18 protein-coding genes are annotated in these 25,033 nt (G+C 65.2%); 13 read left to right on the top strand and 5 right to left on the bottom strand.

Going from position 1 to position 25,033, the window contains the following annotated elements:
- Positions 1–52 precede the first annotated feature (52 nt).
- Positions 53–1,021 carry a rhamnose ABC transporter substrate-binding protein gene (rhaS, locus tag DDE75_RS11635; RefSeq protein ID WP_418304184.1) on the bottom strand — a complete coding sequence of 323 codons (969 nt, stop codon included), beginning with the start codon at positions 1,019–1,021 and terminating at the stop codon, positions 53–55.
- A gap of 62 nt (positions 1,022–1,083) precedes the next feature.
- Positions 1,084–1,887, bottom strand: coding sequence for a DeoR/GlpR family DNA-binding transcription regulator (locus DDE75_RS11630; RefSeq protein WP_108502553.1), 804 nt, complete (start codon positions 1,885–1,887; stop codon positions 1,084–1,086).
- A 163-nt stretch (positions 1,888–2,050) separates the two neighbouring features.
- Here DDE75_RS11630 and DDE75_RS11625 point away from each other — a divergent pair, with 163 nt between their 5' ends.
- The gene (locus tag DDE75_RS11625) at positions 2,051–4,159 is read left to right on the top strand and encodes a bifunctional rhamnulose-1-phosphate aldolase/short-chain dehydrogenase (RefSeq protein WP_108502552.1); all 2,109 of its coding nucleotides are present in this window, start codon (positions 2,051–2,053) and stop codon (positions 4,157–4,159) included.
- 65 nt (positions 4,160–4,224) lie between these two features.
- Complete coding sequence (gene rhaI / locus DDE75_RS11620) at positions 4,225–5,493, top strand: L-rhamnose catabolism isomerase (RefSeq protein WP_108502551.1); 1,269 nt, start codon at positions 4,225–4,227, stop codon at positions 5,491–5,493.
- 63 nt (positions 5,494–5,556) lie between these two features.
- On the opposite strand, the gene DDE75_RS11615 is transcribed toward rhaI, so the two are convergent.
- Complete coding sequence (locus DDE75_RS11615) at positions 5,557–6,828, bottom strand: SLC13 family permease (protein WP_108502550.1); 1,272 nt, start codon at positions 6,826–6,828, stop codon at positions 5,557–5,559.
- A 509-nt stretch (positions 6,829–7,337) separates the two neighbouring features.
- Between DDE75_RS11615 and DDE75_RS11610 the strand changes: the two genes are divergently transcribed.
- Both DDE75_RS11610 and DDE75_RS11605 read left to right on the top strand, forming a co-directional pair.
- Entirely contained in the window at positions 7,338–8,471 is a 1,134-nt protein-coding gene (locus DDE75_RS11610) for a tartrate dehydrogenase (RefSeq protein WP_272482570.1), read from the top strand.
- A gap of 8 nt (positions 8,472–8,479) precedes the next feature.
- Positions 8,480–9,736 carry a glycerate kinase type-2 family protein gene (locus tag DDE75_RS11605; RefSeq protein ID WP_108502699.1) on the top strand — a complete coding sequence of 419 codons (1,257 nt, stop codon included), beginning with the start codon at positions 8,480–8,482 and terminating at the stop codon, positions 9,734–9,736.
- A gap of 12 nt (positions 9,737–9,748) precedes the next feature.
- On the opposite strand, the gene DDE75_RS11600 is transcribed toward DDE75_RS11605, so the two are convergent.
- A complete protein-coding gene (locus DDE75_RS11600; protein ID WP_108502698.1) occupies positions 9,749–10,594 on the bottom strand; it encodes an alpha/beta hydrolase in 846 nt (281 codons plus the stop codon).
- Positions 10,595–10,785: 191 nt separating this feature from the next.
- Here DDE75_RS11600 and DDE75_RS11595 point away from each other — a divergent pair, with 191 nt between their 5' ends.
- The 6 genes from DDE75_RS11595 (at position 10,786) to DDE75_RS11570 (ending at position 19,717) form a co-directional block, all read left to right on the top strand.
- Complete coding sequence (locus DDE75_RS11595; protein ID WP_108502549.1) at positions 10,786–11,700, top strand: LysR family transcriptional regulator; 915 nt, start codon at positions 10,786–10,788, stop codon at positions 11,698–11,700.
- Between the two features lie 125 nt (positions 11,701–11,825).
- Positions 11,826–12,794: a TAXI family TRAP transporter solute-binding subunit gene (locus DDE75_RS11590; RefSeq protein ID WP_108502548.1), complete on the top strand. Its 969-nt coding sequence runs from the start codon at positions 11,826–11,828 to the stop codon at positions 12,792–12,794.
- A 71-nt stretch (positions 12,795–12,865) separates the two neighbouring features.
- On the top strand, positions 12,866–15,037 hold the full coding sequence (locus DDE75_RS11585; protein WP_108502547.1) for a TRAP transporter permease: 2,172 nt from the start codon (positions 12,866–12,868) through the stop codon (positions 15,035–15,037).
- 199 nt (positions 15,038–15,236) lie between these two features.
- Positions 15,237–16,238, top strand: coding sequence for an MBL fold metallo-hydrolase (locus tag DDE75_RS11580; protein ID WP_108502546.1), 1,002 nt, complete (start codon positions 15,237–15,239; stop codon positions 16,236–16,238).
- 35 nt (positions 16,239–16,273) lie between these two features.
- The gene (locus tag DDE75_RS11575; RefSeq protein WP_162799007.1) at positions 16,274–18,175 is read left to right on the top strand and encodes a TonB-dependent receptor domain-containing protein; all 1,902 of its coding nucleotides are present in this window, start codon (positions 16,274–16,276) and stop codon (positions 18,173–18,175) included.
- A gap of 228 nt (positions 18,176–18,403) precedes the next feature.
- On the top strand, positions 18,404–19,717 hold the full coding sequence (locus DDE75_RS11570; protein ID WP_108502544.1) for an MBL fold metallo-hydrolase: 1,314 nt from the start codon (positions 18,404–18,406) through the stop codon (positions 19,715–19,717).
- Positions 19,718–19,771: 54 nt separating this feature from the next.
- On the opposite strand, the gene DDE75_RS11565 is transcribed toward DDE75_RS11570, so the two are convergent.
- The gene (locus DDE75_RS11565; RefSeq protein WP_170310952.1) at positions 19,772–20,662 is read right to left on the bottom strand and encodes a LysR family transcriptional regulator; all 891 of its coding nucleotides are present in this window, start codon (positions 20,660–20,662) and stop codon (positions 19,772–19,774) included.
- Between the two features lie 112 nt (positions 20,663–20,774).
- Between DDE75_RS11565 and DDE75_RS11560 the strand changes: the two genes are divergently transcribed.
- Genes DDE75_RS11560 through DDE75_RS11550 form a run of 3 tightly spaced genes read left to right on the top strand, consistent with a single transcriptional unit; the run spans position 20,775 to position 24,992 of the window.
- Positions 20,775–21,854: a 4-oxalomesaconate tautomerase gene (locus DDE75_RS11560; protein WP_108502542.1), complete on the top strand. Its 1,080-nt coding sequence runs from the start codon at positions 20,775–20,777 to the stop codon at positions 21,852–21,854.
- Positions 21,855–21,900: 46 nt separating this feature from the next.
- Entirely contained in the window at positions 21,901–22,986 is a 1,086-nt protein-coding gene (locus DDE75_RS11555) for a Bug family tripartite tricarboxylate transporter substrate binding protein (protein WP_108502697.1), read from the top strand.
- A gap of 59 nt (positions 22,987–23,045) precedes the next feature.
- Complete coding sequence (locus DDE75_RS11550; protein WP_108502541.1) at positions 23,046–24,992, top strand: tripartite tricarboxylate transporter permease; 1,947 nt, start codon at positions 23,046–23,048, stop codon at positions 24,990–24,992.
- Positions 24,993–25,033 lie beyond the last annotated feature (41 nt).

Genomic DNA, 25,033 nt, shown 5'->3' with positions numbered 1-25,033 from the left:
GGTGAATGGCTGGAAAAGGGCGGCGCCGTGATGCGCCGCCGCGACGCAAGGATCAGAAGATGTCCTTGAAGTCGTCGATGTTGCCGGCGTCATAGACGAAGGGATCCGCCATCGCGGCCGAGTTCGTCTCGTCCAGCGTCACCGTTCCCATGCGCCCGATCTGGATTTCCGCGCCGGGTTCGGCCTGGGCATCGCCCTTGGCCAGGTGATAGGCCATGATCGTCGCGGAATACCCCAGGTCGATCGGGTTCCAGATCGCAAAGCTTTTCGACGCCCCGCTTTCGATGGCCCCCGCCATTTCCGAGGGCAGGCCCAGACCGGTCACGTTGACTTCTCCGACCTTGCCCGCATCCACGACCGCCTGCGCCGCTGCCACGATCCCGACCGAGGTCGGCGCGATGATCGCGTCCAGATCGGGGTGGGATTGCATCAGGCCCTGCGCCTCGCGATAGGACTTGTCGGCCAGATCGTCGCCATAGACGGTGCCGACGACCTCGATCCCCGGATAGTCGCCCATGACCTTCATCATCTCCTCGATCCAGATGTTCTGGTTGGTCGAGGTGGTGGTGGCCGACAGCAGCCCGACCTGCCCGCCCTCGGGCAGTTCATCGGCGGCCAACTTGATGATCATGTTCCCGATCAGCGGGTTCGAGGATGGGTTCAGATGCGCCAGCCGCCCGTCCTCGGCCACGCCGCTGTCCCAGCTGATCACGGTGATGCCGCGCTGCATGGCCTTCTTCAGCGTCGGCACCAGCGCGTCGGTGTCATTGGCGGAAATCGCGATGGCATCGACGCGTTGGGCGATCAGCGAATTGATCACCTCGATCTGGCCCTCGGCGGTGGTGTCGGTCGGGCCGGTATAGATGATCTGGACCCCGCCCAATTCCCCTGCGGCTTCCTCGGCGCCCTTGGCGGCCGCCTCGAAGAAGCCGATGCCAAGCGCCTTGGCCACAAGCGCGATGCGCATGTCCTCGGCCGCGGCACCCTGGGCCATCAGCCCGGTCGCCATGGCCGCCGTCATCGTCAGTTGCAAGATACGGTTCATCATGTCCTCCCCTTGAACCTCCCCTGTTCGGCAGCCGGTCAGCCGGCGGCCGCTCTCTCCCTCGTCGGGGCGGATGTCGCCACGATCAGCTTCACGTCCGCACCTTCCACCATGGCGGCGGCGCGGTCGCTGATCCCCTCGTCGGTGATCAGCACGTCGATCCGGTCCAGCCCGCAAAGCACCAGCGAGGATCGGTTGTCGAACTTGGTCGAATCCACCAGCAGCACCAGCTCGTCCGCCTGGCCGATCAGCTTCTGCTCGGCCTGGATCAGCAGCGGATCGGCCTCCATCAACCCAAGCGGGCCGACGCCCTGCGCGCCCATGAACATGCGCCGCGCATAGAAGTTGCGGGTCACGTCATTGTCGAAGGGCGACAGGATGATGTTCTGTTCGCGATAGATCGTCCCCCCCGAGAGGGTGATCGTATTGCGCGAATGCTTCAGTAGATGTTCCGCGATGGGAAACGAGTTGGTGAAGACCTGCAACCGGCGCGAGGCCAGCGGATGCACCATCTGGAAGGTCGTCGTCCCGCCGTTGATGATGATCGGATCGCCGTCCCTGCACAATTCGACCGCCGCGCGGGCGATTGCGCGTTTCTGCTCGATCATGATCGTTTCATTGATGGAAAACGGCCTGCCCGCCAGCGCCGGAACGTCGTTGGGGTTCAGCGCCTCGGCCCCGCCCCGCACCCGGCGCAGCTGCTTCATCGTATCCAGCGTGGCGATGTCGCGCCGGATCGTCGCCTCGGATGCGCCTGTCAGGGCACAGAGTTCCGCCACCATGACGACGGGGCGGTCCTCGATGGCCGACAGGATGATCCTCTGGCGTTCTTTCTCGTGCATCGCGCTCCTCCTTCGGGAACATTGCGGGGTTGTTCGATCACTGTCAATCATTTTAGATCAGTTATGATTGCAAATGATCGATAATGATTGACAGTCGGCGGTGTCGGCTTCAGTTTTGCGGAAGACCTGTCACTACAGATCGCCCACCCGGAGGAGAATACCGATGACCAGTCTTGACCAGAAATTGCACGGCCAGTTGCATTCGCTGTGGGACGACACCCGTGCCGCCGGGATGAGCGAGCCTGAAAAGCTGCTGTATCGGTCGAACCTTCTGGGGTCGGACAAGCGCATCACGAATTACGGGGGCGGCAATACCTCGGCCAAGGTCATGCAGGCCGATCCGCTGACGGGCGACCAGGCCGAGGTGCTTTGGGTCAAGGGGTCGGGCGGGGATGTCGGCTCGATCCGGATGGACGGCTTCGCGACGCTGTACATGGACAGGCTGCGCGCGCTGAAGGGCAAATACCGCGGCGTCGAACATGAGGATGAGATGGTCGCCCTGCTGCCCCATTGCACCTTCAACCTGAACCCGCGCGCGGCATCCATCGACACGCCGCTGCACGCCTATGTCCCGAAGGCGCATGTCGACCACATGCACCCCGATGCGATCATCGCCATCGCCGCCTCGAAGAATTCGCAGGAACTGACGCGTCGGGTCTTCGGCGATCAGATCGGCTGGCTGCCGTGGAAGAAGCCGGGCTACGAACTGGGGCTGTGGCTTGAGAAATTCTGCATCGACAATCCCGATGCCAAGGGCGTCATCCTCGAATCGCACGGGCTGTTCACCTGGGCCGATGACGCCAAGGAATGCTATGAGCTGACCCTGGCCATCATCAACCGCGCCATCGATTTCTTCGAGGGCGAGACCAAGGGCAAACCGGTCTTCGGCGGCGCGGTCCACGATGCGTTGCCCACCGATGCGCGTCGCGCCGTGGCGGCCCGGCTGATGCCCGCCATCCGCGGCTTCGTGTCCGGCAACCAGCATATGGTCGGCCATTTCGACGACAGCGATGCGGTGCTGGAATTCGTCAATGCCCGCGACATGCCGGATCTGGCCGCCCTGGGGACGTCATGTCCGGACCACTTCCTGCGCACCAAGATCCGTCCGCTGGTCGTGGACTTCGATCCCGCCCGCGAAAACCTGGATCAGGTGCTGGCGGGGCTGTCCGATCAGATCGCCGCCTATCGCGAGAACTACGCGGCCTATTACGACCGTTGCAAGCGTGCCGACAGCCCGGCGATGCGCGACCCGAATGCCGTGGTCTACCTTGTGCCGGGCGTGGGCATGATCACCTTCGCCAAGGACAAGGCGACGGCGCGCATCTCGGCCGAGTTCTATGTCAATGCGATCAACGTCATGCGCGGTGCCTCCAGCGTGTCGGAATACTGCGGCCTGCCCGAGCAGGAGGCCTTCGACATCGAATACTGGCTGCTCGAGGAAGCCAAGCTGCAGCGCATGCCCAAGCCGAAATCGCTGGCGGGGCGCGTGGCGCTGGTCACCGGTGGTGCGGGCGGCATCGGCATGGCCACCGCCGAACGCTTCCTATCCGAAGGCGCCTGCGTGATGCTGGCCGACATCGACGAGGCCGCCCTGGACAGCGCCGCCACGGCATTGTCGGATCGCCACGGTGCGGATGTCGTGCGGACCGTCCAGATGAACGTCACCGACGAGGCGGCGGTGACTGCGGCCCATGACGATCTGGCGGTGGAATTCGGCGGCATCGACATCCTGGTGTCCAACGCGGGCATCGCCTCCTCCGCGCCCATCGAGGAGACCACGCTGGATCTGTGGAACCGCAACATGGCGATCCTCTCGACCGGGTATTTCCTTGTCTCGCGCGCGGCCTTCGGCATCTTCCGGGCGCAGGGCATCGGCGGCGCGGTCGTCTTCGTCGCCTCGAAGAACGGGTTGGCCGCCAGCCCGAATGCCGCCGCCTATTGCACCGCCAAGGCATCCGAGATCCATCTGGCCCGCTGCCTGGCGCTGGAAGGCGCCGAGGCGGGCATCCGCGTCAACGTCGTCAACCCCGACGCCGTCCTGCGCGGCAGCCGCATCTGGGAAGGCGAATGGCTGGATCAGCGCGCCTCGACCTATGGCACCGACAAGGACGGCCTCGAGGAGATGTATCGCCAGCGCAGCCTGCTGAAACGCGCGGTCCTGCCCGAGGATATCGCCGAGGCCGCCTATTTCCTGGCCTCGGACCGTTCGGCCAAATCGACCGGCAACATCATCAATGTCGACGCGGGCAACAAGGAAGCCTTCACGCGCTGACCCGGACACCGCGTGATATCCAGATAGGGCCGGCGCCCCCGCAATCGCGCCGATGGGAGGATGACATGATTTCCAGCGACATCATCGCTGCCGAGAACGCGGCCCGCGATGCCGACCTGCGCGCCGATTACGACGCCTTGGGCGCAAGGCTGGCGCGCGGCGGCATCGACATCGAGGCCATGACCGAAAGGGCGGCACGCTTTGCCGTGGCCGCCCCCAGCTGGGGCACCGGCACCGGCGGCACCCGCTTTGCCCGCTTTCCGGGTCCGGGGGAACCCGCCCACATCTTCGACAAGCTGGACGATTGCGGCGTGATCCACCAGCTGACACAGGCCACACCCACCGTCTCGCTGCACATCCCCTGGGACAGGGCCGAGCCTTCGGATCTGCTGGCCAAGGCGCAGCAGGTCGGGCTGGGGTTCGACGCGATGAACTCCAACACCTTCAGCGACACGGGCGACGGGCACAGCTACAAGTTCGGCTCGCTCTCGCATGTCTCGGCGGAAACGCGGGCGCAGGCGGTGGAACACAACCTCGAATGCATCGAGATCGGGCACAGGCTGGGTTCCAGGGCGCTGACCGTCTGGATCGGGGATGGTTCGAACTTTCCCGGCCAGACCCATATGGGGCGCCAGTTCGACCGCTATCTGGCTTCGATGCAGCAGATCTATGCCGGGCTGCCCGAGGATTGGCGGCTGTTCTCGGAACACAAGATCTATGAACCGGCGTTCTATTCGACGGTGGTGCAGGATTGGGGCACATCGCTGCTGACCGCGCAGGAATTGGGCGATAAGGCCATGTGCCTGGTCGATCTGGGCCACCACGCCCCCAATGTGAACATCGAGATGATCGTGTCCCGCCTGATCCACGCGGGCAAGCTGGGCGGCTTCCACTTCAACGATTCAAAATACGGCGACGACGATCTGGATGCCGGCACGATCGAGCCCTATCGCCTGTTCCTGGTCTGGAACGAGCTGGTCGATGCCGAAGCCAGGGGGCTGGACCTGTCGCATATGATCGACCAGAGCCACAACGTCACCGACCCCATCGAGAGCCTGATGATCTCTGCCATCGAGATCCAGCGCGCCTTCGTGCAGGCCTCGCTTGTCGACCGTGCCGCGCTGGCGGGGTTCCAGGATGACAACGATGCGCTGATGGCCTCGGCCACGCTGCGGGCGGCCTTCCGGACCGATGTCGATCCGATCCTGGCCATGGCGCGGAAACGCGCGGGCGGTGCCATCGACCCGGTGGCGACCTATCGCGCCGCCGGCTATCGGGCCCAAGTCGCCGCGAAACGCCCCAAGGTGCAGGGCGGCGGCGGCGGCATCGTCTGAGCAGAGGCTGCAAGGTCGTGCGACCGCGGGACAATTGCCCGCGGCCGCAGCGGTTTCAGACCCTTATGGGAAGAAGGGGAACAGGATCGGCAGCAGGGTCATGCTGACGACCGTCGAAACCAGGATCAGCGGCACGCCCGCCTTTGCGTAATCCTTGAAGGTATATCCCCCCGGTCCAAGGACCATGACGTTGGCGGGCATCCCGATGGGCGTCGCATAGGCCAGCGACCCGCCGATGACGATGGCCATCAGGACGGCGCGCGGATCGGCCCCGATCGTGGTCGAGATCGACAGCCCGATCGGAACCAACAGGGCCGTCGTCGCCGTGTTCGACATGAAGTTCGTCAGTGCCACGGCAATCAGGAAGATCGCCAGCATGATGACGAACATCGGCGTGTCGGGTCCCATCAGGCCAAGGACGGCATTCGCCACGGCGGTGCCTGCGCCCGTCGTCTCCATCGCGGTGGCCAGCGACAGGATGCCGCCAAACAGGAAGATGGTCCGCGCGTCGATCGACTGATAGGCCTGCTTTTCGGTCACGACCCCCAGCAGCACGAGGGCCGCCGCGCCGATGGCACCGGTCACATGCAGGCGGATGCCGATCCGGCTTTCGAAGACCATGCCCAGCACGGTGACGATCAGGACCGCAAGGGCGGCGTTCTTCTTCCACCGCGGCACCTCGGGGGTTGCGGCCTCGGCCTTGGTCACCGGCTGGCTTTCGCCCTCGACCTTGTGGTCGGGCAGCAGGCGCAGGCCGATGGTGGCCATGAACAGGATGCCCGCCAGCAGGATCGGCAGGCCGATATAGCCGTATTCGAAGAAGCCGAAGCTGAGCCCCTGGGGTTCAAGCGCCGCCTGCGCGATCAGGTTGCCGGGGGCGCCGATCAGGCTGAGATTGCCGCCCATGGCCGCCGCGAAGACGATCGGCAGCAGCAGCCGCGAACGGGCGAAGCCGGAACGGCTGGCGATGCCGATGACCACGGGGATCAGGACGGCGGCGGTGCCGGTGTTCGACAGCAGGCCAGACATCAGGCCGGTGATCAGCATGATGGCGACCACAAGCTGCCGTTCCGTCCGGGCGAACCGGGTGACCAGGCCGCCGATCTCGCTGGCCATGCCGGTCTGGAACAGGGCGCCGCCGATGATGAACATGGCGACGAAAAGGATGACGTTGCTGTTGACGAAACCCTCGAAGGCTTCGGCGGGGCTCAGGACTCCGGTGATGGCCAGGGCCAGGCAGACGATCATCGCCGTCAGGGCCAGCGGGATCCGTTCCCAGATGAACATGACGACGGCAAATAACAGCAGCAGCAGGGTGATGCTTGTCGGACTCATGGTTTCCTCCCAAGGTCGTGGGCGATCGGTGGACCGCCCATGGACGAAAAGCCACCGGAGCAGTGGCGAAAGCGGGCGTCGGATTGTCGGGGATTGGCGGGTCTAGCCCGACCGGGGCATGCATGCGCCCATGATGCACGGGTGCAGCGGCAATGCTGGCATGTTCATGGAAATCCTCCTCCTCAGGCTTCCCTCCCCAAGCGTTCGTCTGGCGACGCAGCTCAGATGGCAGAACATCTGCTTGCACGATGTGAAATTCCACTGCGCAAAGATTATATACGGATCGTATCTAATGCCGGTTCGGCACCTGGCTTATCCTATGCGCGCATATGCAGGCTGGCAGAGGGGCAAGCGGGGTTGCAAGCCGCTGAAATCCCGACATATCCCTCCGGCGGTTCATCATTATATCTGGAACTTATATAAATATCTGAAAATTGCTTCGGCCTCGTCCCGTTCCTAACCTGCCCCTGCAACGCGCCGTCCGGCGCTGCGAACGGGAGGACTGCGCAATGATGGACGACAACCTTGGACAGGCTTTCCAACAGCTGAAATCAGACGAGGAGCAGATTGTGAAAACCTATAAGATTGCCGCAATTCCGGCCGATGGAATCGGCCCCGAGGTCATCGCCGCAGGTCTGCAGGCGCTCGAGGCACTGGCCCGCCGCGACGGAGGCTTCACCTTCGACGTCACCGAATTCGACTGGAGCTCGGAGCGCTACAAGAAGACCGGCGCGCTGATGCCCGAAGACGGCCCCGAACAGCTGAAGGCCTTCGACGCCATCTTCTTCGGTGCCGTCGGTGCGCCCGACGTCCCCGATCACATCACGCTCTGGGGTCTGCGTCTGCCGATCTGCCAGGGCTTCGACCAATACGCCAACGTCCGCCCGACCAAGATCCTGCCCGGCATCAAGTCCCCGCTGGAACATGTCGGCCCCGGCGACCTGGACTGGGTCATCGTGCGCGAGAACTCGGAAGGCGAATATTCCGGCCATGGCGGTCGCGCCCACAAGGGCATGCCCGAAGAGGTCGGCACCGAGGTTTCGATCTTCACCCGTGTCGGCGTCACGCGGATCATGCGCTATGCCTTCAAGCTGGCGCAATCGCGTCCGCGCAAGTTCCTGACCGTGGTGACCAAGTCGAACGCGCAGCGCTTCGGCATGGTCATGTGGGACGAGATCGCCGCAGAGGTGTCCAAGGAATTCCCCGACGTCAAATGGGACAAGATGCTGGTCGATGCCATGACCGTGCGCATGGTCAAGGACCCGAAAAGCCTGGATACCATCGTCGCCACCAACCTGCATGCCGACATCCTTTCGGATCTGGCAGGTGCGCTGGCGGGTTCGCTCGGCGTCGCGCCCACGGCCAACATCGACCCCGAGCGTCGCTATCCCTCGATGTTCGAACCGATCCACGGCTCGGCCTTCGACATCGCCGGCAAAGGCATCGCGAACCCGGTGGCCACCTTCTGGACCGCCGCGCAGATGCTGGAGCACCTGGGCGAGGGCGATGCCGCCACGCGCCTGATGCGCGCTGTCGAGAAGGTCTGTGCCGATGGCGTGATGACGCCCGATGTCGGTGGTGATGCCAACACCCAGCAGGTCACGGATGCCGTCTGCGACGCCATTCGCGGCGACAACATCTGAGCATGACCATGCGGGAAGATGATGCGGGCAGCCTGCTGCTGCAGATGATGGATGCCGCCATCGCGGCAGCGGACCCTGCCACGGTTCTGGCCCGCCATCTGCCCGAAAAGCCTAAGGGGCGCTGCCTGGTGGTGGGGGCGGGGAAATCCGCCGCCGCCATGGCCCGGGCCGTGGAAAAGGCCTGGCCCGACGTCGATTTGTCGGGCCTGGTCGTGACGCGCTATGGCCATGCCGTTCCGACCGAGCGGATCGAGGTCCGCGAGGCCTCGCACCCCGTTCCCGATCAGGCGGGCATGGATGCCGCCGCCCGCATCATGGACATGGTGCGGACGGCAGGGCCGGACGATCTGGTTCTGGCCCTGATCTCGGGTGGGGGATCGGCGCTGCTGAGCCTGCCGGTCGCGCCCCTGACGCTGGACGACAAGATCGCGGTGAACAAGCTGCTGCTGGCTTCGGGGCTTGCCATCGACGACATGAACCGCGTGCGGCGCAGGCTGTCGCAGGTCAAGGGCGGCGGGCTGGCACGGGCGGCATTGCCCGCGCGGGTCGTGACCCTGGCGATCTCGGACGTGCCGGGGGATGATCCGGCGGCCATCGCGTCGGGCCCGACGGTTCCCGACCCTTCGGGGACCGAGGACCTGTCGCATCTGATCGAAAGGCTGGGACCTGGGCTGCCTGCCGCGGCGCGTCAGATCCTGTCGGTGGATGCGGCGCGACAGGAAGACTTCCCCGTCGATTATCGCATGATCGCCACACCCCAGATGTCGCTGGAAGCCGCGGCCGAGGTTGCGCGCAAAGCCGGCGTGACCCCGGTCCTTCTGGGCGACGCGCTGGAGGGAGAGGCCGCGCAGATCGGCGTCGTGATGGCGGGGATCGCCCGTTCAGCCGCGCGTCACGGCACCCCTGCGCCCGCGCCGGTGGTCCTGCTTTCAGGCGGAGAGGGGACCGTGACCATCGGCGACACGCCCCCCGGCCGTGGCGGGCGCAACACCGAATTCCTGCTGGCCTTGGCACAGGCCCTGAACGGTCATCCCGGCATCCACGCGCTTGCCGTGGATACCGATGGCATCGACGGAACCGAGGATGCGGCAGGGGCGGTCATCGCACCCTCGACGTTGCAGGATGCTGCTGCGTTGGGCCTGCGGTCGCGCGACTACCTGGCGCGCCACGACAGTTACAGCTTCTTCGATGCCTTGGGAACGCTGGTGCGGACCGGACCGACGCTGACGAACGTGAACGACTTCAGGGCGATCCTGATCCTCTGATCCGCGCCGGGCTCAGTCCAGACCGAACCGCTTGGTCAGAAATTCGACCACCTGCGGGACCTTGGGGGCGAACAGGGGGCCGCCGTGGCTGGCGCCTTCGACCATGGTCAGGCTCGCCTCGGTTCCCCGTGCCTGCAGGGCCTTGATCAGCCGCTGGCTTTGCAGGGGCGAGACGACGACATCCTGATCGCCATGCATCAGCATGGTCGGCGGATAGGCGACGTCATCGGGCAGATCCTCGATCGCGGCAAGCGGGCTGGCCGCCTTTGCCAGTTCGGGGTGGGTATCGATCGCGCCGCCGATCAGGCGGGCTTCCGGGGTCGGCTCGTCCGAGACCTCGTTCCCGCCGGGCACGTCGTCGTCCAGCCTGTCGCTGGCGATTTGCGTCAGATCCGAGGGTGCATACCAGGCCACGACAGCATCCAGGTCGGGGATATCAGTCTGCGTGGACAGGATGCCCGCCCAAAGCGCCATATGCGCACCCGAGCTTTGGCCCCAAACGGCCATGTGATCAGGGTCGTAACCGTATTCCGCGCCATGATCGGCCAGGAATTTCATCGCGGTGGCGACATCGTCACGCTGCGCGGGCCAGATTGCCTGCGTGGAATAGGTGTAATTCATCGAAGCGACGGCGATGCCTGCGGCATTCAGCGCCTCGGCCCGGTCCAGCAGGTTGACCTGATCCTTGTCGTTGCGCATCCAGCGTCCGCCGTGGATGAACAGCACCAGCGGCGCATCCTTGACGCCATCGGGCAGATAGAGATCCAGCGTGGTGCGTTCCTTGTCGTCATAGGCGACGTCCGGGATCACCTCGGCATGGGCGGCGGTCGCGACAAGGGTTGAAAGAACGGCTGTCATCAGGTGCTTCACTTTTGACCTCGCATCCGGCGCGAACGAAAAGGGCCGGCGGGTTGACGGTGTCGTCCGGGCGCCGGACGGGTGACCTCTGCCTTATCCTTGCGGCAGATCGGCGTGACAACGCTGGAATTCATTCCTTGGCGCATTTATATTACATAATGTTATAATTCGTCAATTTTCAGAGAGCATTCATGGATATCTCTCATCTCAAATGTTTCGTCGCCGCAGCCGAGGAATTGCACTTCGGACGCGCGGCCCAATCGATGGGGATGCTGCCGGCTTCATTGGGGCGGCAGGTCCGGCTGTTGGAGGAGCAGCTGGATACCAAGCTGTTCCAACGCACCACCCGCAGCGTGTCGCTGACCGAGGCAGGCGAGGCCATCCTTGAGGATGTCCGCGCCATCATCACCCAGGCCGAGTCGCTGGAGGAGAAGATCCGCGGCATCCGCAAGTCCACGGCCCCGGTCCTGCGCGTGGGCGCCATCGACAGCGCCGCCGCCGGCATGATGCCGCAGCTTTTGCAGTTCCTGCGCGAGGAGCATCCGGGCATCGAGGTCCAGTTGATCGAGCAGAAGACCATCCACCTGCTGCCCCGCCTGCTGAGCGGCAGCCTGGACATCGTCTTCTGCCGACCGCCCGACACGCGCGACCGCCGCATCAACTTCCGCACGCTGTTCTTCGAGACCGCGGTGGTGGCGCTGCCTGCCGATCATCCCCTGGCCGACCGCGACCAGATCGCCGTCACCGATCTGGCCGACGCCCCCCTGATCGTGCCCGACCGGCGGTCGCGTCCGCATTCCCACGATCTGACCATCAAGCTGTTCCTGGATGCGGGCCTGACCGCGCGGATCGCGCAGGTCGCCGAGGAAAAGCACACCATCGTCAACCTCGTGGCGACAGGAACCGGCCTCGCCATCGTGCCACGCTGGACCGCGCGCATCACGGTCCCGGGGGTGCGCTTCGTTCGCCTGGCCATTCCCGACGGCACGACCCGTTCCAAGCTGGTCCTGGCGGCGGCCTGGACGCGGGGCACGCGTGATCCGCAGCGCGACATCATCCTCGAGACCTTGGACCGCCATCTGTCCGAGATCGAGCAGACTGCCTGATTATATCGTTTTTTAATATACTCTTCCAACTGTATGTGACGATCCATCGGCCATGTCATGCTGTTCGTCAACGCATCGCGCCAAAGAGGCGATGCGGGATAAAGACCATGGGAGGAGAATTGACGATGAAGACCTTTACCTATGCCATGCTTGCCGCCACCACCATCGCGGCCGTTCCGGCATTCGCGCAGGACCGCGCCGACTGGCCGTCCAGCCTCAGCATCTCGACCGGGTCGCAGGGGGGGACCTATTTCGTGTGGGGTTCGGGTCTCGGCTCGATCATCGGGGAACAGCTGGACCTGCCGACCAGCGTCGAGATCACCGGCGGTCCGGTCCAGAACGTCGTGCTGGTCGAAACCGGCGAAACGCTGCTGGGCTTCACCACCACCGGCCCCGCGCAAGAGGCCATGCAGGGTCAGAACGAACTGATGCCGGGCACCGAGGCGGGCAACCTGCGCGCGCTATTCCCGATGTATCAGACGCCGCTGCAGGCGGTGGTGCTGTCGTCCTCGGGGATCGAATCGATCAGCGACCTGGATGGCAAGCGCGTGAACCTGGGGCCGGCATCGGGCACCTCGGCGACCTATTGGCAGCGTTACTTCGAAACCGCGGGCATCGACGTGAACGCCAGCTTTGCGGGCGGTTCGGACGGTGCGGGCCAGCTGGCCGACGGGCTGATCGACGCCTTCGTCTATGCCGCGGGCCTGCCCACCAGCGCCTTCAGCGAACTGGCCATCCAGAACGACGTGACCTTCCTGCCGCTGTCGGACGAGGATGTGGCGACCTTCAAGGAATCCGCGCCCTCGATGCAGGATTTCACCATTCCCGCCGGGACCTACGAGGGGCAGGACGAGGATGTGGCCTCGGTCTCGATGTGGAACTTCGCCATCGCCCATCAGGACATGCCTGAAACCCTGGCCTATGAGATCACCAAGCTGGCGCTTGAGGACAACGACCGCATGAAGCAGCTGCACGCCTCGGCGGTCGAGACCCTGGCCGAGAACTGGGACACCAACAACTTCATGCCCTTCCACCCGGGCGCCGTCCGCTACTATGAGGAAATCGGCATCACCATCCCCGAAGACCTGCGCTGAACCAGCCAGGTCAACTCTGTCGCGGGCAGATCCGCCCGCGACACTGATCCCTTCCGACATTCGGTGACGTGATGACAACTTCCAGCCCGACTATCCCTGAATCGGACCGGCTTGACGACCTGACCAGTCCGGTGGTCGCCACGGCGGCCGTGGACGACGAACCGCCTGCGGGCAACCAGCGTGTGTTCACCGGTTCGCGCCACATGATCATCGCGATCGCCTGCGCAGCCTACTCGCTGTTCCACCTGCTGGTGATGAACGTCTACCCGCTCGAGACCTGGACATACCGCCTGCTGCACCTTGGCGGGGGGCTTGCGCTTGGCTTCCTGCTGTTCGGAGCCTATGGCCTCGATCCCGAAAAGGAGGACAAGGCCGGACATCCGCTGTCGAAGCCGCTGCTGTTCGCGGCGGGGGCGGGGATCCTCTATGGCGCCCTGGCCATTGCGGTCATCTGGGGCAACTGGTGGCTGCGCGGCGAGGCATTGCCCCCCGCCTGGACCATCGGCACCTTCGGCATTCCGCTGACCGTGGGCACGGCGCTGGCGGTGGTGCATGGCTGGGTCGCGAAGGATCGCCGCCCCGGCATCTGGTCGGCGGGCGATGCGCTGCTGGCCATCGCGACGCTGGCCTCGATCGGTTACGTCATCTATTTCGCGCGGGCGCTGCAGATGCGGGCGGGGATGCCCATGGCGCAGCCGGGCGACATGTGGGCGGCCATCACCGGCGTGATCCTGATCCTGGAAGGCGTGCGCCGGATGGCGGGCCTTGCGCTGGTCATCATCTCGGCGGTCTTCGTCGTCTATGCCTTTGCCGGCCCATGGATGCCCGGCATATTCAGCCATTCGGGCTATACGCCCAAGCGCTTCTTTTCCTACATCTTCACCGACAACGGCATCCTCAGCGCGCCGATCGCGATTTCCTCGACCTATATCGTGCTGTTCGTGATCTTCGCGGCCTTCCTTCAGGCCACCCATGTCGGCGCCTATTTCGTGAACGTGGCCTTTGCCGCGGCGGGCCACAAGCGTGGTGGACCGGCCAAGGTCGCAGTCTTCGCATCGGGCCTGATGGGGATGATCAACGGCACCAGCGCGGGCAACGTCGTGTCGACCGGTTCGCTGACGATCCCGCTGATGAAGAAGGTCGGCTATCGCGCCCAGACTTCCGCGGCGGTCGAGGCCGCGGCCTCCTCGGGCGGGCAGATCATGCCGCCGATCATGGGCGCGGGCGCCTTCATCATGGCCGAGATCACCGGCATTCCCTACAACGACATCATCTGGGCCGCATTGATCCCGTCATTGCTGTATTTTGCCAGTATCTTTTTCATGGTCGACCTGATGGCGCAGCGGTTCAAGATGGTGGGCCTGCCGCGGTCCGCCCTGCCGAAGCTGGGCGCCCTGCTGCGGCAGGCTTATCTGTTCGCGCCGATCATCGTGCTGATCTGGGCGCTGTTCCTTGGCTATTCGGTGATCCGCTGCGGCACGCTGGCGATGATCACGGCGGCGGTCGTATCCTGGCTGACGCCCAATCGCATGGGTCCGCGCCAGCTGTTCCACGCGTTGGACATCGGCGCGCGGATGGTGCTGCAACTGGTGGCCGTCTGTGCCGCGGCGGGCATCATCGTCGGCGTCATCGCCCTGACTGGCATCGGGACGCGGTTTTCCGCGCTGCTGCTGGGGATCGCGGACCAGTCGCAGCTGCTGGCGATGATGTTCTCGATGCTGGTGGCGGTGATCCTGGGGATGGGCATGCCGACGACCGCAGCCTATGCGGTGGCGGCATCGGTCATCGCGCCGGGGCTGATCAACCTTGGTGTCGATCCGCTGACGGCGCATTTCTTCATCTTCTACTTTGCGGTCATGTCGGCCATCACCCCGCCCGTTGCCTTGGCGGCCTATGCGGGTGCGGCACTGGCGCAATCGGACCCGATGAAGACCAGCATGGAGAGCTTCCGCATCGGGCTGGCGGCCTTCGTCGTGCCCTATATGTTCTTCTTCTCGGACGCATTGCTGATGCAGGGCGACTGGCTGGATACCATCCATGTCACCGTCTCGGCGCTTTTCGGCATCTATCTGCTGTCGTCGGGGATCATCGGCTGGTTCTTCGGCCGCATCGGCTGGCCGATCCGGATCATGTTGATCGCGGCCGCGCTTGGCATGCTGGACGCGGGACTTCTGACCGACCTGATCGGCATCGTCATCGGCGGCGGCCTGATGCTGTTCCAGCGCCGCAAGAACGACGCCTGAGGCGCCATCGAACCCCTGGCCGCCGCGATCGAAGGATCGCGGCGGATTTTTCATGCCCGACAACCGGCATCAACCGCGAAAAACGCCCCTGACGCGCGATCACGAGGTTGTGCGGGCATTCATCCTGATCTAAGCGCATGCGCAGCAAGCCGTGAAACGCCAGCCAAAATCCTGTCGCGCATTACCTCAAGGGCTTGCCATGCGTCTCATTCCATTCGCTGCCGTCTCGACGGCCCTGCTTCTTCTGGCCACTCCGCTGGCGGCACAGGACGCGCAAGCGCATGCCGAGGCCGGACTGGCCGCCGCTGCCGATTTCCCGGGCTTCGCGGATCTCTGCGATCTGGACATGCACATCCGTGACGTGAATGCGCCGCGCGACCGCAGCACGCGCGGCCACGACCACAAGGGCGGCGACAGGAAGCCCCGGGCCGAAGCCCGTGATCCCCTGCCGCCGATGCAGGTCTTCGACAACCTCTGGTTCGTGGGGAACCGCTCGGTCTCGGCATGGCTCTACGGGTCCGCGGACGGCTATGTGCTGATCGACAGCCTCAACACCGCCGAGGAAGCCGAGCGTGACGTTCTGGGCGGCATGGAAAAGCTGGGTCTGGACCCCACCGCCATCCGGATGATCCTGGTCACCCACGCGCATGGCGACCACTTCGGCGGGGCGACCTTCCTGTCCGAAAAGCTGGGCGTCCCCATCGCCATGTCCGAGGCGGATTGGCAGCTGGCCGAACGCACCCCCCCGCATCCGCGCTTTGGCGCCGCGCCCGAGCGCGGGCAGGTCGTGGCCGAGGGGCAGCGCATTCCGACCGGCAACGGCACGCTTGAGGTAATGATCACCCCCGGTCATACGCCGGGAACGATCTCCCCGATCCTTCCGCTGTCGGACGGGGGCCAGACGCATAAGGCCGTCCTGTGGGGCGGGGCAGGGTTCAACTTTGGCCCCGATGCCGGGATCTTCCGCGATTATGCCGAGGCCGCGGCCATGGCACGCAACCGCGCCAAGGCCGAGGGCGTCGATGTCGTCCTGTCGAACCATGTCCGCCGCGACGGATCGGACAGGCTGATGGCGGAACTGGCGGAACGCGGCCCCGATGCGCCCCACCCCTTCGTCATGGGCCCCCGCGGCCTGGCCCTTTTCACCGTTCTGGAACAATGCGCCCTTGCGCAGGCCGCGCGTTTCGACACGGCCGATTGATCCCGACCACTGCGATACCACCAAGGTTCTTCGATATGATCAGATCCCTGCACGCCGCCCTTCTGGGCACGACCATCGCCATTCCCGCCGCCGCGCAGGATGTCGAACCCGTCCTTCTTGAACCGATTGTCCTGTCGGCCAGCGGGGTCGAGCAGACCCTAGCGACCGCACCCGCCAGCGTGACAGTCATCCAGGGCGAGGAACTGCGCAAGGGGCCGACGGGCGATCTGACTCAGATCCTGCGCGACACCGCCGGTGTCAGCACCAGCGGGACGGCGGACGGGCAGAACATCTCGATCCGGGGGCTGCCGGGCGAATACACGCTGATCCTGGTCGACGGCAAACGGCAGGGCACGCGCGAGGCGCGCACCAACGGATCGGGCGGGATCGAGCAGTATTACATCCCGCCCGCCCAGGCCATCGAACGGATCGAGGTCGTGCGCGGCCCGATGTCGGCGCTTTATGGTTCCGATGCCATGGGCGGCGTGGTCAACATCATCACCCGCAAGGGCGTCACCGCCCCCGAGGGCAGCCTGCGGGTCGAGGGCACGCTTCCCCAGCACAGCGACGATGCGGGCGACCGGCAGCTGTCCTTCTATACCGGAACGCCGCTTGGCACCGACTGGTCGGCGCAGCTTTGGGGGCGCCGATATGAACGCGACGGATCGGGGCGCGAGGATGGCCCCGGCAAGCGTGACATCAACGACCTGCGCGCGCGGCTGACATGGGCGCCCGATGCGACCCGCAACATGACCTTCGAGGCCGGCCGCACCCGCATCACCGACCCCGACGAGGTCACGCGCGTCAACCGTCGCGACACGCTGTCGCTTGGTTACCAGCAGATGATCGGCGACTGGTCCAGCGAGGCGGTGCTGAACTGGGAAGAAGGCTCGCGCGAGACCGAAGGATCGTCCCGCCGCCCCGAGATCGCCAACACTACGCTTGACCTGAAGGCCGATCGCAGCTTCGAGGCCGCGGGCACACATGACGTCACCCTTGGCGCGCAGCTCCAGGAGTCGCGCCTGCGCGATCAGAACCCCGGCCTGCAGTCCGAGGACCAGTTCTCGTTCTCGAACCGGCAGGTGGCGGTCTTTGCCGAGGATGTCTGGCAGGTGACGCCCGACCTGTCGCTGACGGGTGGTGCGCGCTGGACCGACGACGAGCGCTTCGGCGGAAAGCTGACGCCGCGCATCCATGCCGTCTATCAGCTGCGTCCGGACCTGTTCCTGACCGGCGGCATCGCCACCGGCTATCGCACGCCCGAATTGCGCCAATCGGCCGAGGATTACTATTTCCTGACGAACCAGCGCCGCGCCGTGATCGTCGGCACCCCCGGCCTTTCGCCCGAGGAAAGCACCAGCGTCGAGCTGGGCATGCGCTATGACGGTCCCGATTACCGGTTCAGCGCCACGGCCTTCCACACCGATTTCAAGAACAAGATCGACAGTCGCGATACCGGCGGGACCATCGATCTGGATGGCGTCACCTACGAGCAGTATGAATATTACAACATCGGCAAGGCCCGGATTTCCGGGGTGGAACTGACGGGCCGCGCCCTGTTGGGCAATGACGTCACCCTGTCGGGGAATTACACCTTCACCGATTCAGAACAGGAGAACGGCGAGAACGAGGGCCTGCCCCTGACCCGCACGCCCCGCCACAAGGCCAGTCTGCGGGGTGATTGGCAAAAGACCGACAGCCTGTCGCTCTGGGCCAGCATCACCTACAACGGCGAGGAGGAAGTCGCCGGACGCGACGGGGCCGAGACCTACAAGGCCTATACCCTGGCCGATGTCGGCGCGCAGTATCGCGTGAACGACCGCGTGACGCTGGACGGGCAGATCCGCAACCTGTTCGACCGCCAGATCGACAGCGCCGATTTCAACACCGTCATCGATGGCCGGTCGCTGTTCCTTGCGGTGAACGCCGAGTTCTGAGGTCGAGGGAAACCACGCGAAAGGGCGGTTGCAGCAATGCAGCCGCCCTTCTGGCATCCGGCTGGCTTTGCACATCGTGCAGATTATATCGCAAGCGAATATTGATTATCGAACCTGCGTCCCGCCCCCATCCGCGCCTAGGCTAAGGCCTGCGGGGCCCGTTCGGGAGGATCGCGCCCTGCCTGCCGTCCGACCCTCGGACCGGCCATTGAACAGGAGGAGATTGTCATGAAATTCCTTGCAGCGGGCGCGATGCTGATCGGCACGGCCCTGACGATGACACCAGCGGTCGCGGTCGAGACACCGCAGATGATCGCCGCACGTCAGCTGATCTTCGGGCAAGAGAACGTGGACCCGCAGTCCGGTGACACCCCCGCCGACAAGGTCATCTTCTCGTGGCTGTCGGCTTCCAGCTTCGCAGCCTCGGTCGAGGGGCGCGTCTTCATGCTGGACAGCTACATGACCCGGCAAGAGGTCGAACCGGGACGCACGCCCCTCGTGATCGCCGATCTGGTCAACCTGAACCCCGAGGCGATCCTGCTGGGTCACGGTCATGGCGACCACGCCGACAATGCCGCCTATATCGCCGCCAAGACCGGGGCGGTCGTCTATGCGACCGAGGAGACCTGCGGCACCATGCAGACGGATCTGGCACGGATGGTCGCGGACCCATTGGTGATGCAGGTCCCCGAACGTGCCATCCCCGAAGGCGCCAAGGTCGATTGCCAGACCGTCACCACCGCCGGATCGACACCCGGCACGCAGGTCCTGCGGTTGCCGTTCCTGGAACCGCAGGCCTGCACCGTCGCCTTTCGGCACCTGCATTCCGTCGCCGTCGATCCCGACCATGAATTCCCGCCCACCCCGGTCGAGATCATCGTCGACGAACGCGACGAATACCTGTTCCCGGCGGGAACCGAGCAATGGCCGAACCCGCGCAACATGCCGGAAAACTTCGAACCGTCCGAGGGTCAGTTCAACACGCAAACCACCCCCGGCGCGCCCGGCGGTCCCGAGTCGCTGTTCTTCAGCTTCATGCTGCGCGACGGCAGCAATTTTTCGTTCGTGTTCCACAACACCGCCGGCGCCCTGAAGGAAGGCAAGGGCAATGGCTGGGAAGGCACCCCCGAGGACGGTCAGCGGATCGTCGAACTGCTGGAGGCGCTTGGCCCGACCGATGTCCAGCTGGGAACGGCGGCGACGGGGAACTTCGACAACAACGGATTGCGCGACCTGATCATGTATCAGCAGGCGATCAAGCCGCGGATCTATATCCCGAACCACATCACCACCGGTTCGCGCGCGCGCGAGGGATCGTCGCTGTCGGTCTATGCCGGCTATGTGAACCAGCTGGACCTTATGGGCATTCCGGCCAAGGATCGTCCGCGCCTGCATTGGCTGGTCGATCCCGTCGACTACATCAAGCCGATCGTCTTCGACGCCGACAATCAGGCTTGGGCGGACCCTGCGAAAAGCGACATCCTGTCCGGATACTGCAAGGCAGAGGATATCGACGAACCGACGTCGATCACCATGCCATGACCCAACGCGTGCCGACATCGCCATGTCGGCACGCGCGATCATCGCGACGGGGGCTCAGACCTGCCAGCGATTGAGCAGCATGGCATAGAATTGTTCGGCAGCGGGTGATCGGCGCGAGCCGGGCACCCTGACCACGCCGACCGTCCGCGTCACGTCCGGCGCGGTCAGCGGCACGGTGGCGATGGTGTGATGCGGTCCCGCGGGCAGCGCCATGCGGGGCAGGGCCGCGACCCCCAGGCCGGCCTCGACCAGGCCAAGCGACGTGGACAGGTGCTGAACCTCGAAGAAGGGGCGGGGCCGGACGTTGGCGCGCGCCAGCGCCAGATCCATGATCAGCCGGTTGCCGCTGGACCGTCCGACGGTGACGAAGCGATGGTCCGCCAGCTCGGCCCAGCTGACCGAGGATCGCTCTGCCAGCGGATGATCGCGCCTGCAGGCCAGCAGGAAGGGTTCCTCGATCAGCGGATCGAAGGCCACCTCGGGATCGTCGGCGCCCAGAAGCGTGATGCCGAAGTCCACCTCGCGGTTCAGGACGCTTTGCAGGACCTCGTTCGCGCCCGCGTCCATGATGCGAAAGCGGATCGCGGGGAATTCGGCGGTAAAGGCGCTGATGACATCGGGCAGGAAGTAATAGGCCGCGGTGGGAATACAGGCGATGCTGACCAGCCCCGAGCGCTTTTCGGCAATCTCGCGCACCGACATCAGCGATGTTTCCAGATCGTCCAGCAGGCGGCGCGCACGCGGCAGGAAGTCCCGCCCCACCGCCGTCAGCGACACCCGCCGCGTCGTGCGTTCCAGAAGCGGCACCCCCACCACCGATTCGAGCTTTTGGATGCGCCGCGTCAGCGCCGGTTGCGACAAGTGAATGCTGTCTGCGGCGGCACTGAAGCTTTGCATTTCGGCAGTTGCCACGAAGGCGCGCAGATCTTCGAGGTCGATATTCATGTTTGCAACGCAATAATCGTTCCGATCATTGCATTTCACACATTCCTTTTCCTCTGGCAAGTCTGATCCACCCCAAGGGGCATCCGCCCGGATCAGCCATGAAGGCCAAGCCATGCAAAAACTTCCCTGCGTCCTGATGAGAGGCGGCACATCGCGCGGCCCCTTCTTCCTGGCAAGCGATCTGCCCGCCCGGACCGAAGCGCGCGACGCGGTGCTGATCTCGGCAATGGGTTCGGGGCATCCGCTGCAGATCGACGGGATCGGCGGCGGCAACCCCCTGACCAGCAAGGTGGCCATCGTGGGGCCTTCGGCGCGCGCGGATGCCGACGTGGATTATCTTTTCGCGCAGGTGAATGTCGAAAAGGCGCTGGTCGATACCGCGCCCAACTGCGGCAACATGCTGTCGGCGGTCGGCCCCTTCGCCATCGAGCAGGGGCTGGTCAAGGCCACCGACCCCGAGACGCGCCTGACCATCTTCAACGTGAACACCGGCAAGCGGGTCGAGGCGATCATCCAGACCCCCGGCGGCGTCGTCGATTACGAAGGCGATTTCGCCATCGCGGGCGTGCCCGGAACCGCGGCCCCCGTGCGCATGGCCTTTCTGGATGCGGCAGGCTCCAAGACGGGCAAGCTGTTGCCGTCGGATGTGCCCAGCCAGATGATCGGCGATGTCGAGGTCTCGCTCTTCGACATGGCGGTGGCGGCGATGCTGGCCGATGCCGCCAGCTTCGGCAAGACCGGCAAGGAAGCCCCCGCCCAATTCGACGCCGACCGCGACTTCATGACCCGGCTTGAGGCCCTGCGCCTGCAGGCGGGCCAGTTGATGGGGTTGGGCGATGTCTCGCAGATGGTCATCCCAAAGCCGATCCTGCTCAGCCCCCCTGCGGGCGAGGGCACCATCACCGCGCGCTATTTCATGCCGCATTCCTGCCATACGGCGGTGGCCATCACCGGCGCGGTCTGCATCGCGTCCGCCTGCTGCACCCCCGGCACCATCGCGCACCGCCTGGCGCGGCTGCCCGAGGTCGATGCCGACGGGCGTCGCCGCCTGATCATCGAACACCCATCGGGACAGACCCCGGTCGAAATCGAACAGGACCCCGATACCGGCGTCGTCACCCGTGCCATGGTGATCCGCACCGCGCGTCGGCTGTTCGAGGGCCATGTCCTGGTCCGCGATCACGCTGCCTGATCGCATCGACGACAAGACCAAAAAGACCAACAAGGAGGAAACCCACATGAAATATCTCTTGAACCCGCTGCGCGCCACCCTGCTGGGGGCCGTGGCCATGCTGTCGCTGCCCCAGGCCTTGGCGGCCCAGGATTTCGCCGGTGAGACGGTCGAATGGACCATCCCCTTCGGCGTCGGTGGTGGCACCGATGTCTGGGCACGCTTCTTCGCGCCGCAGCTGGCCGATGCCCTGCCCGGTCAGCCCAACGTCGTGGTACTGAACGTGCCCGGCGGCGGATCGATCACCGGCGCGAACCAGTTCGCCAACCGCGCCAGCCACGACGGCCTGTCGATCCTGGGCACCTCGGCCTCGACCCAGTATCCGGCCATCCTGGGCGATCCGCGCGTCCGTTACGACTATGCCGATTGGACGGCGGTTCTGGCGTCCCCGACGGGCGGCGTCGTCTATGCCGATCCGAAATACGGCGTCACCGGCCCCGAGGGTCTGGAAACCCTGAAATCCGAAGAGATCCGCTTTGCCAGCCAGGGCGCGACCGCGCTGGAAATGCCGGTCCTGCTGGCGATGAAGATGATGGGCATGAACATCCGCCCGGTCTTCGGCATGGAAAGCCGCGGCGCGGGCCGCCTGGCCTTCGAACGCGGCGAGGCGGGCATCGACTTCCAGACCAGCTCGGCCTATCTCAGCAGCGTCGTCCCGCTGGTGGAAAGCGGCAAGGCCGTGCCGCTCTTCTCGATGGGCGTGGTCGATGCCGACGGCACCGTGTCGCGTGACCCGTCCTTCCCCGACCTGCCGACCTTCGTCGAGTTCTTCACCGAAGCCACCGGCGCCGCCCCCGAGGGCGAGGCCTTCGAGGCTTGGAAGGCCCTGATGATCGCGGGCTATTCGCTGCAGAAGATGGTCGTGCTGCCCAACGACGTTCCCGCCGAGATCATCGAGACCTATTCGCAGGCCGCCCGCGACATCGTCGAGGCCCCCGATTTCCGCGAACGCGCGGGCGAGGAGCTGGGCGCCTACGAACAGCTGGTCGGCGAAGAGGCGGATGCCGCCCTCAAGGCCGCGCTGACCGTCGATCCCGCGATCCGCGAATACCTGACCACCTGGCTGTCCGAGGATTACGGCGTCCGCTTCTGAAACACCGCGCGGGGCCTTCGCGGCCCCGCCGCACGCATTAACGGGGGGAGTTAACCACCATGTTCGACGTCGCCATCACGGCGCTAAGCCAAGTCATGTCCATCGGACACCTGAGCTTTCTTGTTTTGGGGGTCCTGGTCGGCCTGGTCGTGGGCATCCTGCCCGGCCTCGGCGGCATTGCCGGCATGTCGATCCTCTTGCCGTTCCTTTACGGGATGGAGCCGACGGCCGCATTGGGCATGCTGATCGGCATGGTTGCCGTGATCCCCACGGGGGACACCTTCACATCCGTCATGATGGGCATCCCCGGTTCCAGTGCCAGCCAGGCGACGGTGCTGGACGGCTTCCCCATGGCCAAGCGCGGCGAGGCGGCGCGGGCTCTGTCTGCGGCCTTCACCAGTTCGCTGCTGGGCGGCATCATCGGCGCGCTGGTTCTGTCGGTCGCCATCGTCATCGCCCGGCCGCTGGTGCTGTCCTTTTCCTCGGCCGAACTGTTCATGCTGACGCTGTTCGGCCTGTCGATGGTCGCGGTCCTGTCGGGGCGCAGCCTGACCAAGGGCATCGCCGCGGCGGGCCTTGGCCTGATCATCGGCACCATCGGCACCGCCCCCGCCACCGGCGAGGCGCGCATGACCATGGGGACCGACTATCTCTATGACGGTGTGCCGCTGGTGGTCGTCGCCATGGGCCTTTTCGCCATCCCCGAGATCATCGACCTGCTGAAGCGCGGCACTGCCATTTCCGACAGCACCCCCTTGGGCGGAGGCTGGATGAAAGGCGTGCGCGACGTCTTTGCCCACCCCTGGCTGGTCGCCCGCTGCGCCAGCCTTGGCTGCGCGATCGGCGCGCTGCCGGGCCTGGGTGGCGCGGTGGTCGATTGGATTGCCTACAGCCATGTCGTCCAGACCAGCAAGGATCGCAGCCGCTTCGGCAAGGGCGACGTGCGCGGCGTCATCGCCCCCGAAAGCGCTAACAACGCCTGTCAGGGCGGCGCCTTGGTGCCGACGCTGCTGTTCGGCGTGCCGGGGTCCGGCTCGATGGCGGTGTTCCTGGGCGGCATGGTGCTGCTGGGCATCCAGCCCGGCGTCACCATGGTGGAAACGCGGCTGGACGTCACCTATACCATCATCTGGTCGCTGGCGCTTGCGAACGTCGTGGGGGCGGGGCTTTGCGTCCTTCTGGCCCGGCAGGTCGCGCGGCTGACGCAGGTGCCCTTCGTCTATCTGGCGCCCTTCATGGTGATGATCGCCATGTTCGCGGCCTTCCAGGCCTCGCGGTCGATGGCCGATCTGGTGGCGCTGATCATCATGGGCGGGGTCGGCATCTACATGCGCCGCTTCGGCTGGCCGCGTCCCGCGCTGCTGATCGGCTTCGTGCTGGCACCGGGGGCCGAGGGCTATCTGTATCAGGCCGTGCAGTTCTATGGCATGGACTGGGTGATGCGTCCCGGCGTCATCATCATCGCGCTGATCACCGTCGTTTCGGTCTTTCTGGGCCTGCGCTTCGGCGCCGAGATCTCGTCCGAGGGCAACAGCGACGTGGCCGACCAGCAGACGCGCGGACGCCAGATGACCTTTGCGGGCGTGCTGATCGCCATCGCGGCCTATTGCCTGTTCGAAAGCTTCGGGCTCAGCTTCCTTGCGATGGTCTTCCCGATGACCATCGGGGTCATCGCCCTGCTGGGGGCGCTGGCCGTGGCGTTCAACATCCGCCGTGGCAAGGTGGCCGAGATCCACGACGACGACGCATCCGCCACCGTGTCCCGCACCTGGTCCGGACGCGAGAAGTACCTGGCGATCTTCGCCGCGGTCGTGGGTCTTGTCTGGCTGATCGGCTTCGTGCCGGCGATGGCCGTCTTCTTCCCGCTGTTCCTGATCCTGGCGGGCAAGGCACGCCCCGTTCCGGCAGCGCTGATGACGCTAGGCGCGGTGGGCTTCATCAGCGGTATCACCTGGGCCATGACCCTGCGCCTGCCCGAGGGGATCATCCCGCCGCTGCTGTTCTGAGGCAGCCGGCACGGCAAGAAGAAGGGGGTGGCCGCGTCATG

Origin of the sequence: Paracoccus indicus, assembly GCF_003056335.1 — a bacterium.
Taxonomy (GTDB): domain Bacteria; phylum Pseudomonadota; class Alphaproteobacteria; order Rhodobacterales; family Rhodobacteraceae; genus Paracoccus; species Paracoccus indicus.
The sequence above is the reverse complement of the archived record's forward strand: the minus strand, read 5'-3'. Positions and strand labels throughout refer to the sequence as shown.

Coding starts and splice junctions, on each gene's coding strand:
- DDE75_RS11575 (WP_162799007.1), top strand. CDS start 16,274: ATGATCAGATCCCTGCACGCCGCCCTTCTGGGCACGACCATCGCCATT.
- DDE75_RS11630 (WP_108502553.1), bottom strand. CDS start 1,887: ATGCACGAGAAAGAACGCCAGAGGATCATCCTGTCGGCCATCGAGGAC.
- DDE75_RS11580 (WP_108502546.1), top strand. CDS start 15,237: ATGCGTCTCATTCCATTCGCTGCCGTCTCGACGGCCCTGCTTCTTCTG.
- rhaI (WP_108502551.1), top strand. CDS start 4,225: ATGATTTCCAGCGACATCATCGCTGCCGAGAACGCGGCCCGCGATGCC.
- DDE75_RS11625 (WP_108502552.1), top strand. CDS start 2,051: ATGACCAGTCTTGACCAGAAATTGCACGGCCAGTTGCATTCGCTGTGG.
- DDE75_RS11595 (WP_108502549.1), top strand. CDS start 10,786: ATGGATATCTCTCATCTCAAATGTTTCGTCGCCGCAGCCGAGGAATTG.
- DDE75_RS11615 (WP_108502550.1), bottom strand. CDS start 6,828: ATGAGTCCGACAAGCATCACCCTGCTGCTGCTGTTATTTGCCGTCGTC.
- DDE75_RS11550 (WP_108502541.1), top strand. CDS start 23,046: ATGTTCGACGTCGCCATCACGGCGCTAAGCCAAGTCATGTCCATCGGA.
- rhaS (WP_418304184.1), bottom strand. CDS start 1,021: ATGACGGCGGCCATGGCGACCGGGCTGATGGCCCAGGGTGCCGCGGCC.
- DDE75_RS11605 (WP_108502699.1), top strand. CDS start 8,480: ATGCGGGAAGATGATGCGGGCAGCCTGCTGCTGCAGATGATGGATGCC.
- DDE75_RS11560 (WP_108502542.1), top strand. CDS start 20,775: ATGCAAAAACTTCCCTGCGTCCTGATGAGAGGCGGCACATCGCGCGGC.
- DDE75_RS11590 (WP_108502548.1), top strand. CDS start 11,826: ATGAAGACCTTTACCTATGCCATGCTTGCCGCCACCACCATCGCGGCC.
- DDE75_RS11610 (WP_272482570.1), top strand. CDS start 7,338: ATGATGGACGACAACCTTGGACAGGCTTTCCAACAGCTGAAATCAGAC.
- DDE75_RS11600 (WP_108502698.1), bottom strand. CDS start 10,594: ATGACAGCCGTTCTTTCAACCCTTGTCGCGACCGCCGCCCATGCCGAG.
- DDE75_RS11570 (WP_108502544.1), top strand. CDS start 18,404: ATGAAATTCCTTGCAGCGGGCGCGATGCTGATCGGCACGGCCCTGACG.
- DDE75_RS11585 (WP_108502547.1), top strand. CDS start 12,866: ATGACAACTTCCAGCCCGACTATCCCTGAATCGGACCGGCTTGACGAC.
- DDE75_RS11565 (WP_170310952.1), bottom strand. CDS start 20,662: ATGAATATCGACCTCGAAGATCTGCGCGCCTTCGTGGCAACTGCCGAA.
- DDE75_RS11555 (WP_108502697.1), top strand. CDS start 21,901: ATGAAATATCTCTTGAACCCGCTGCGCGCCACCCTGCTGGGGGCCGTG.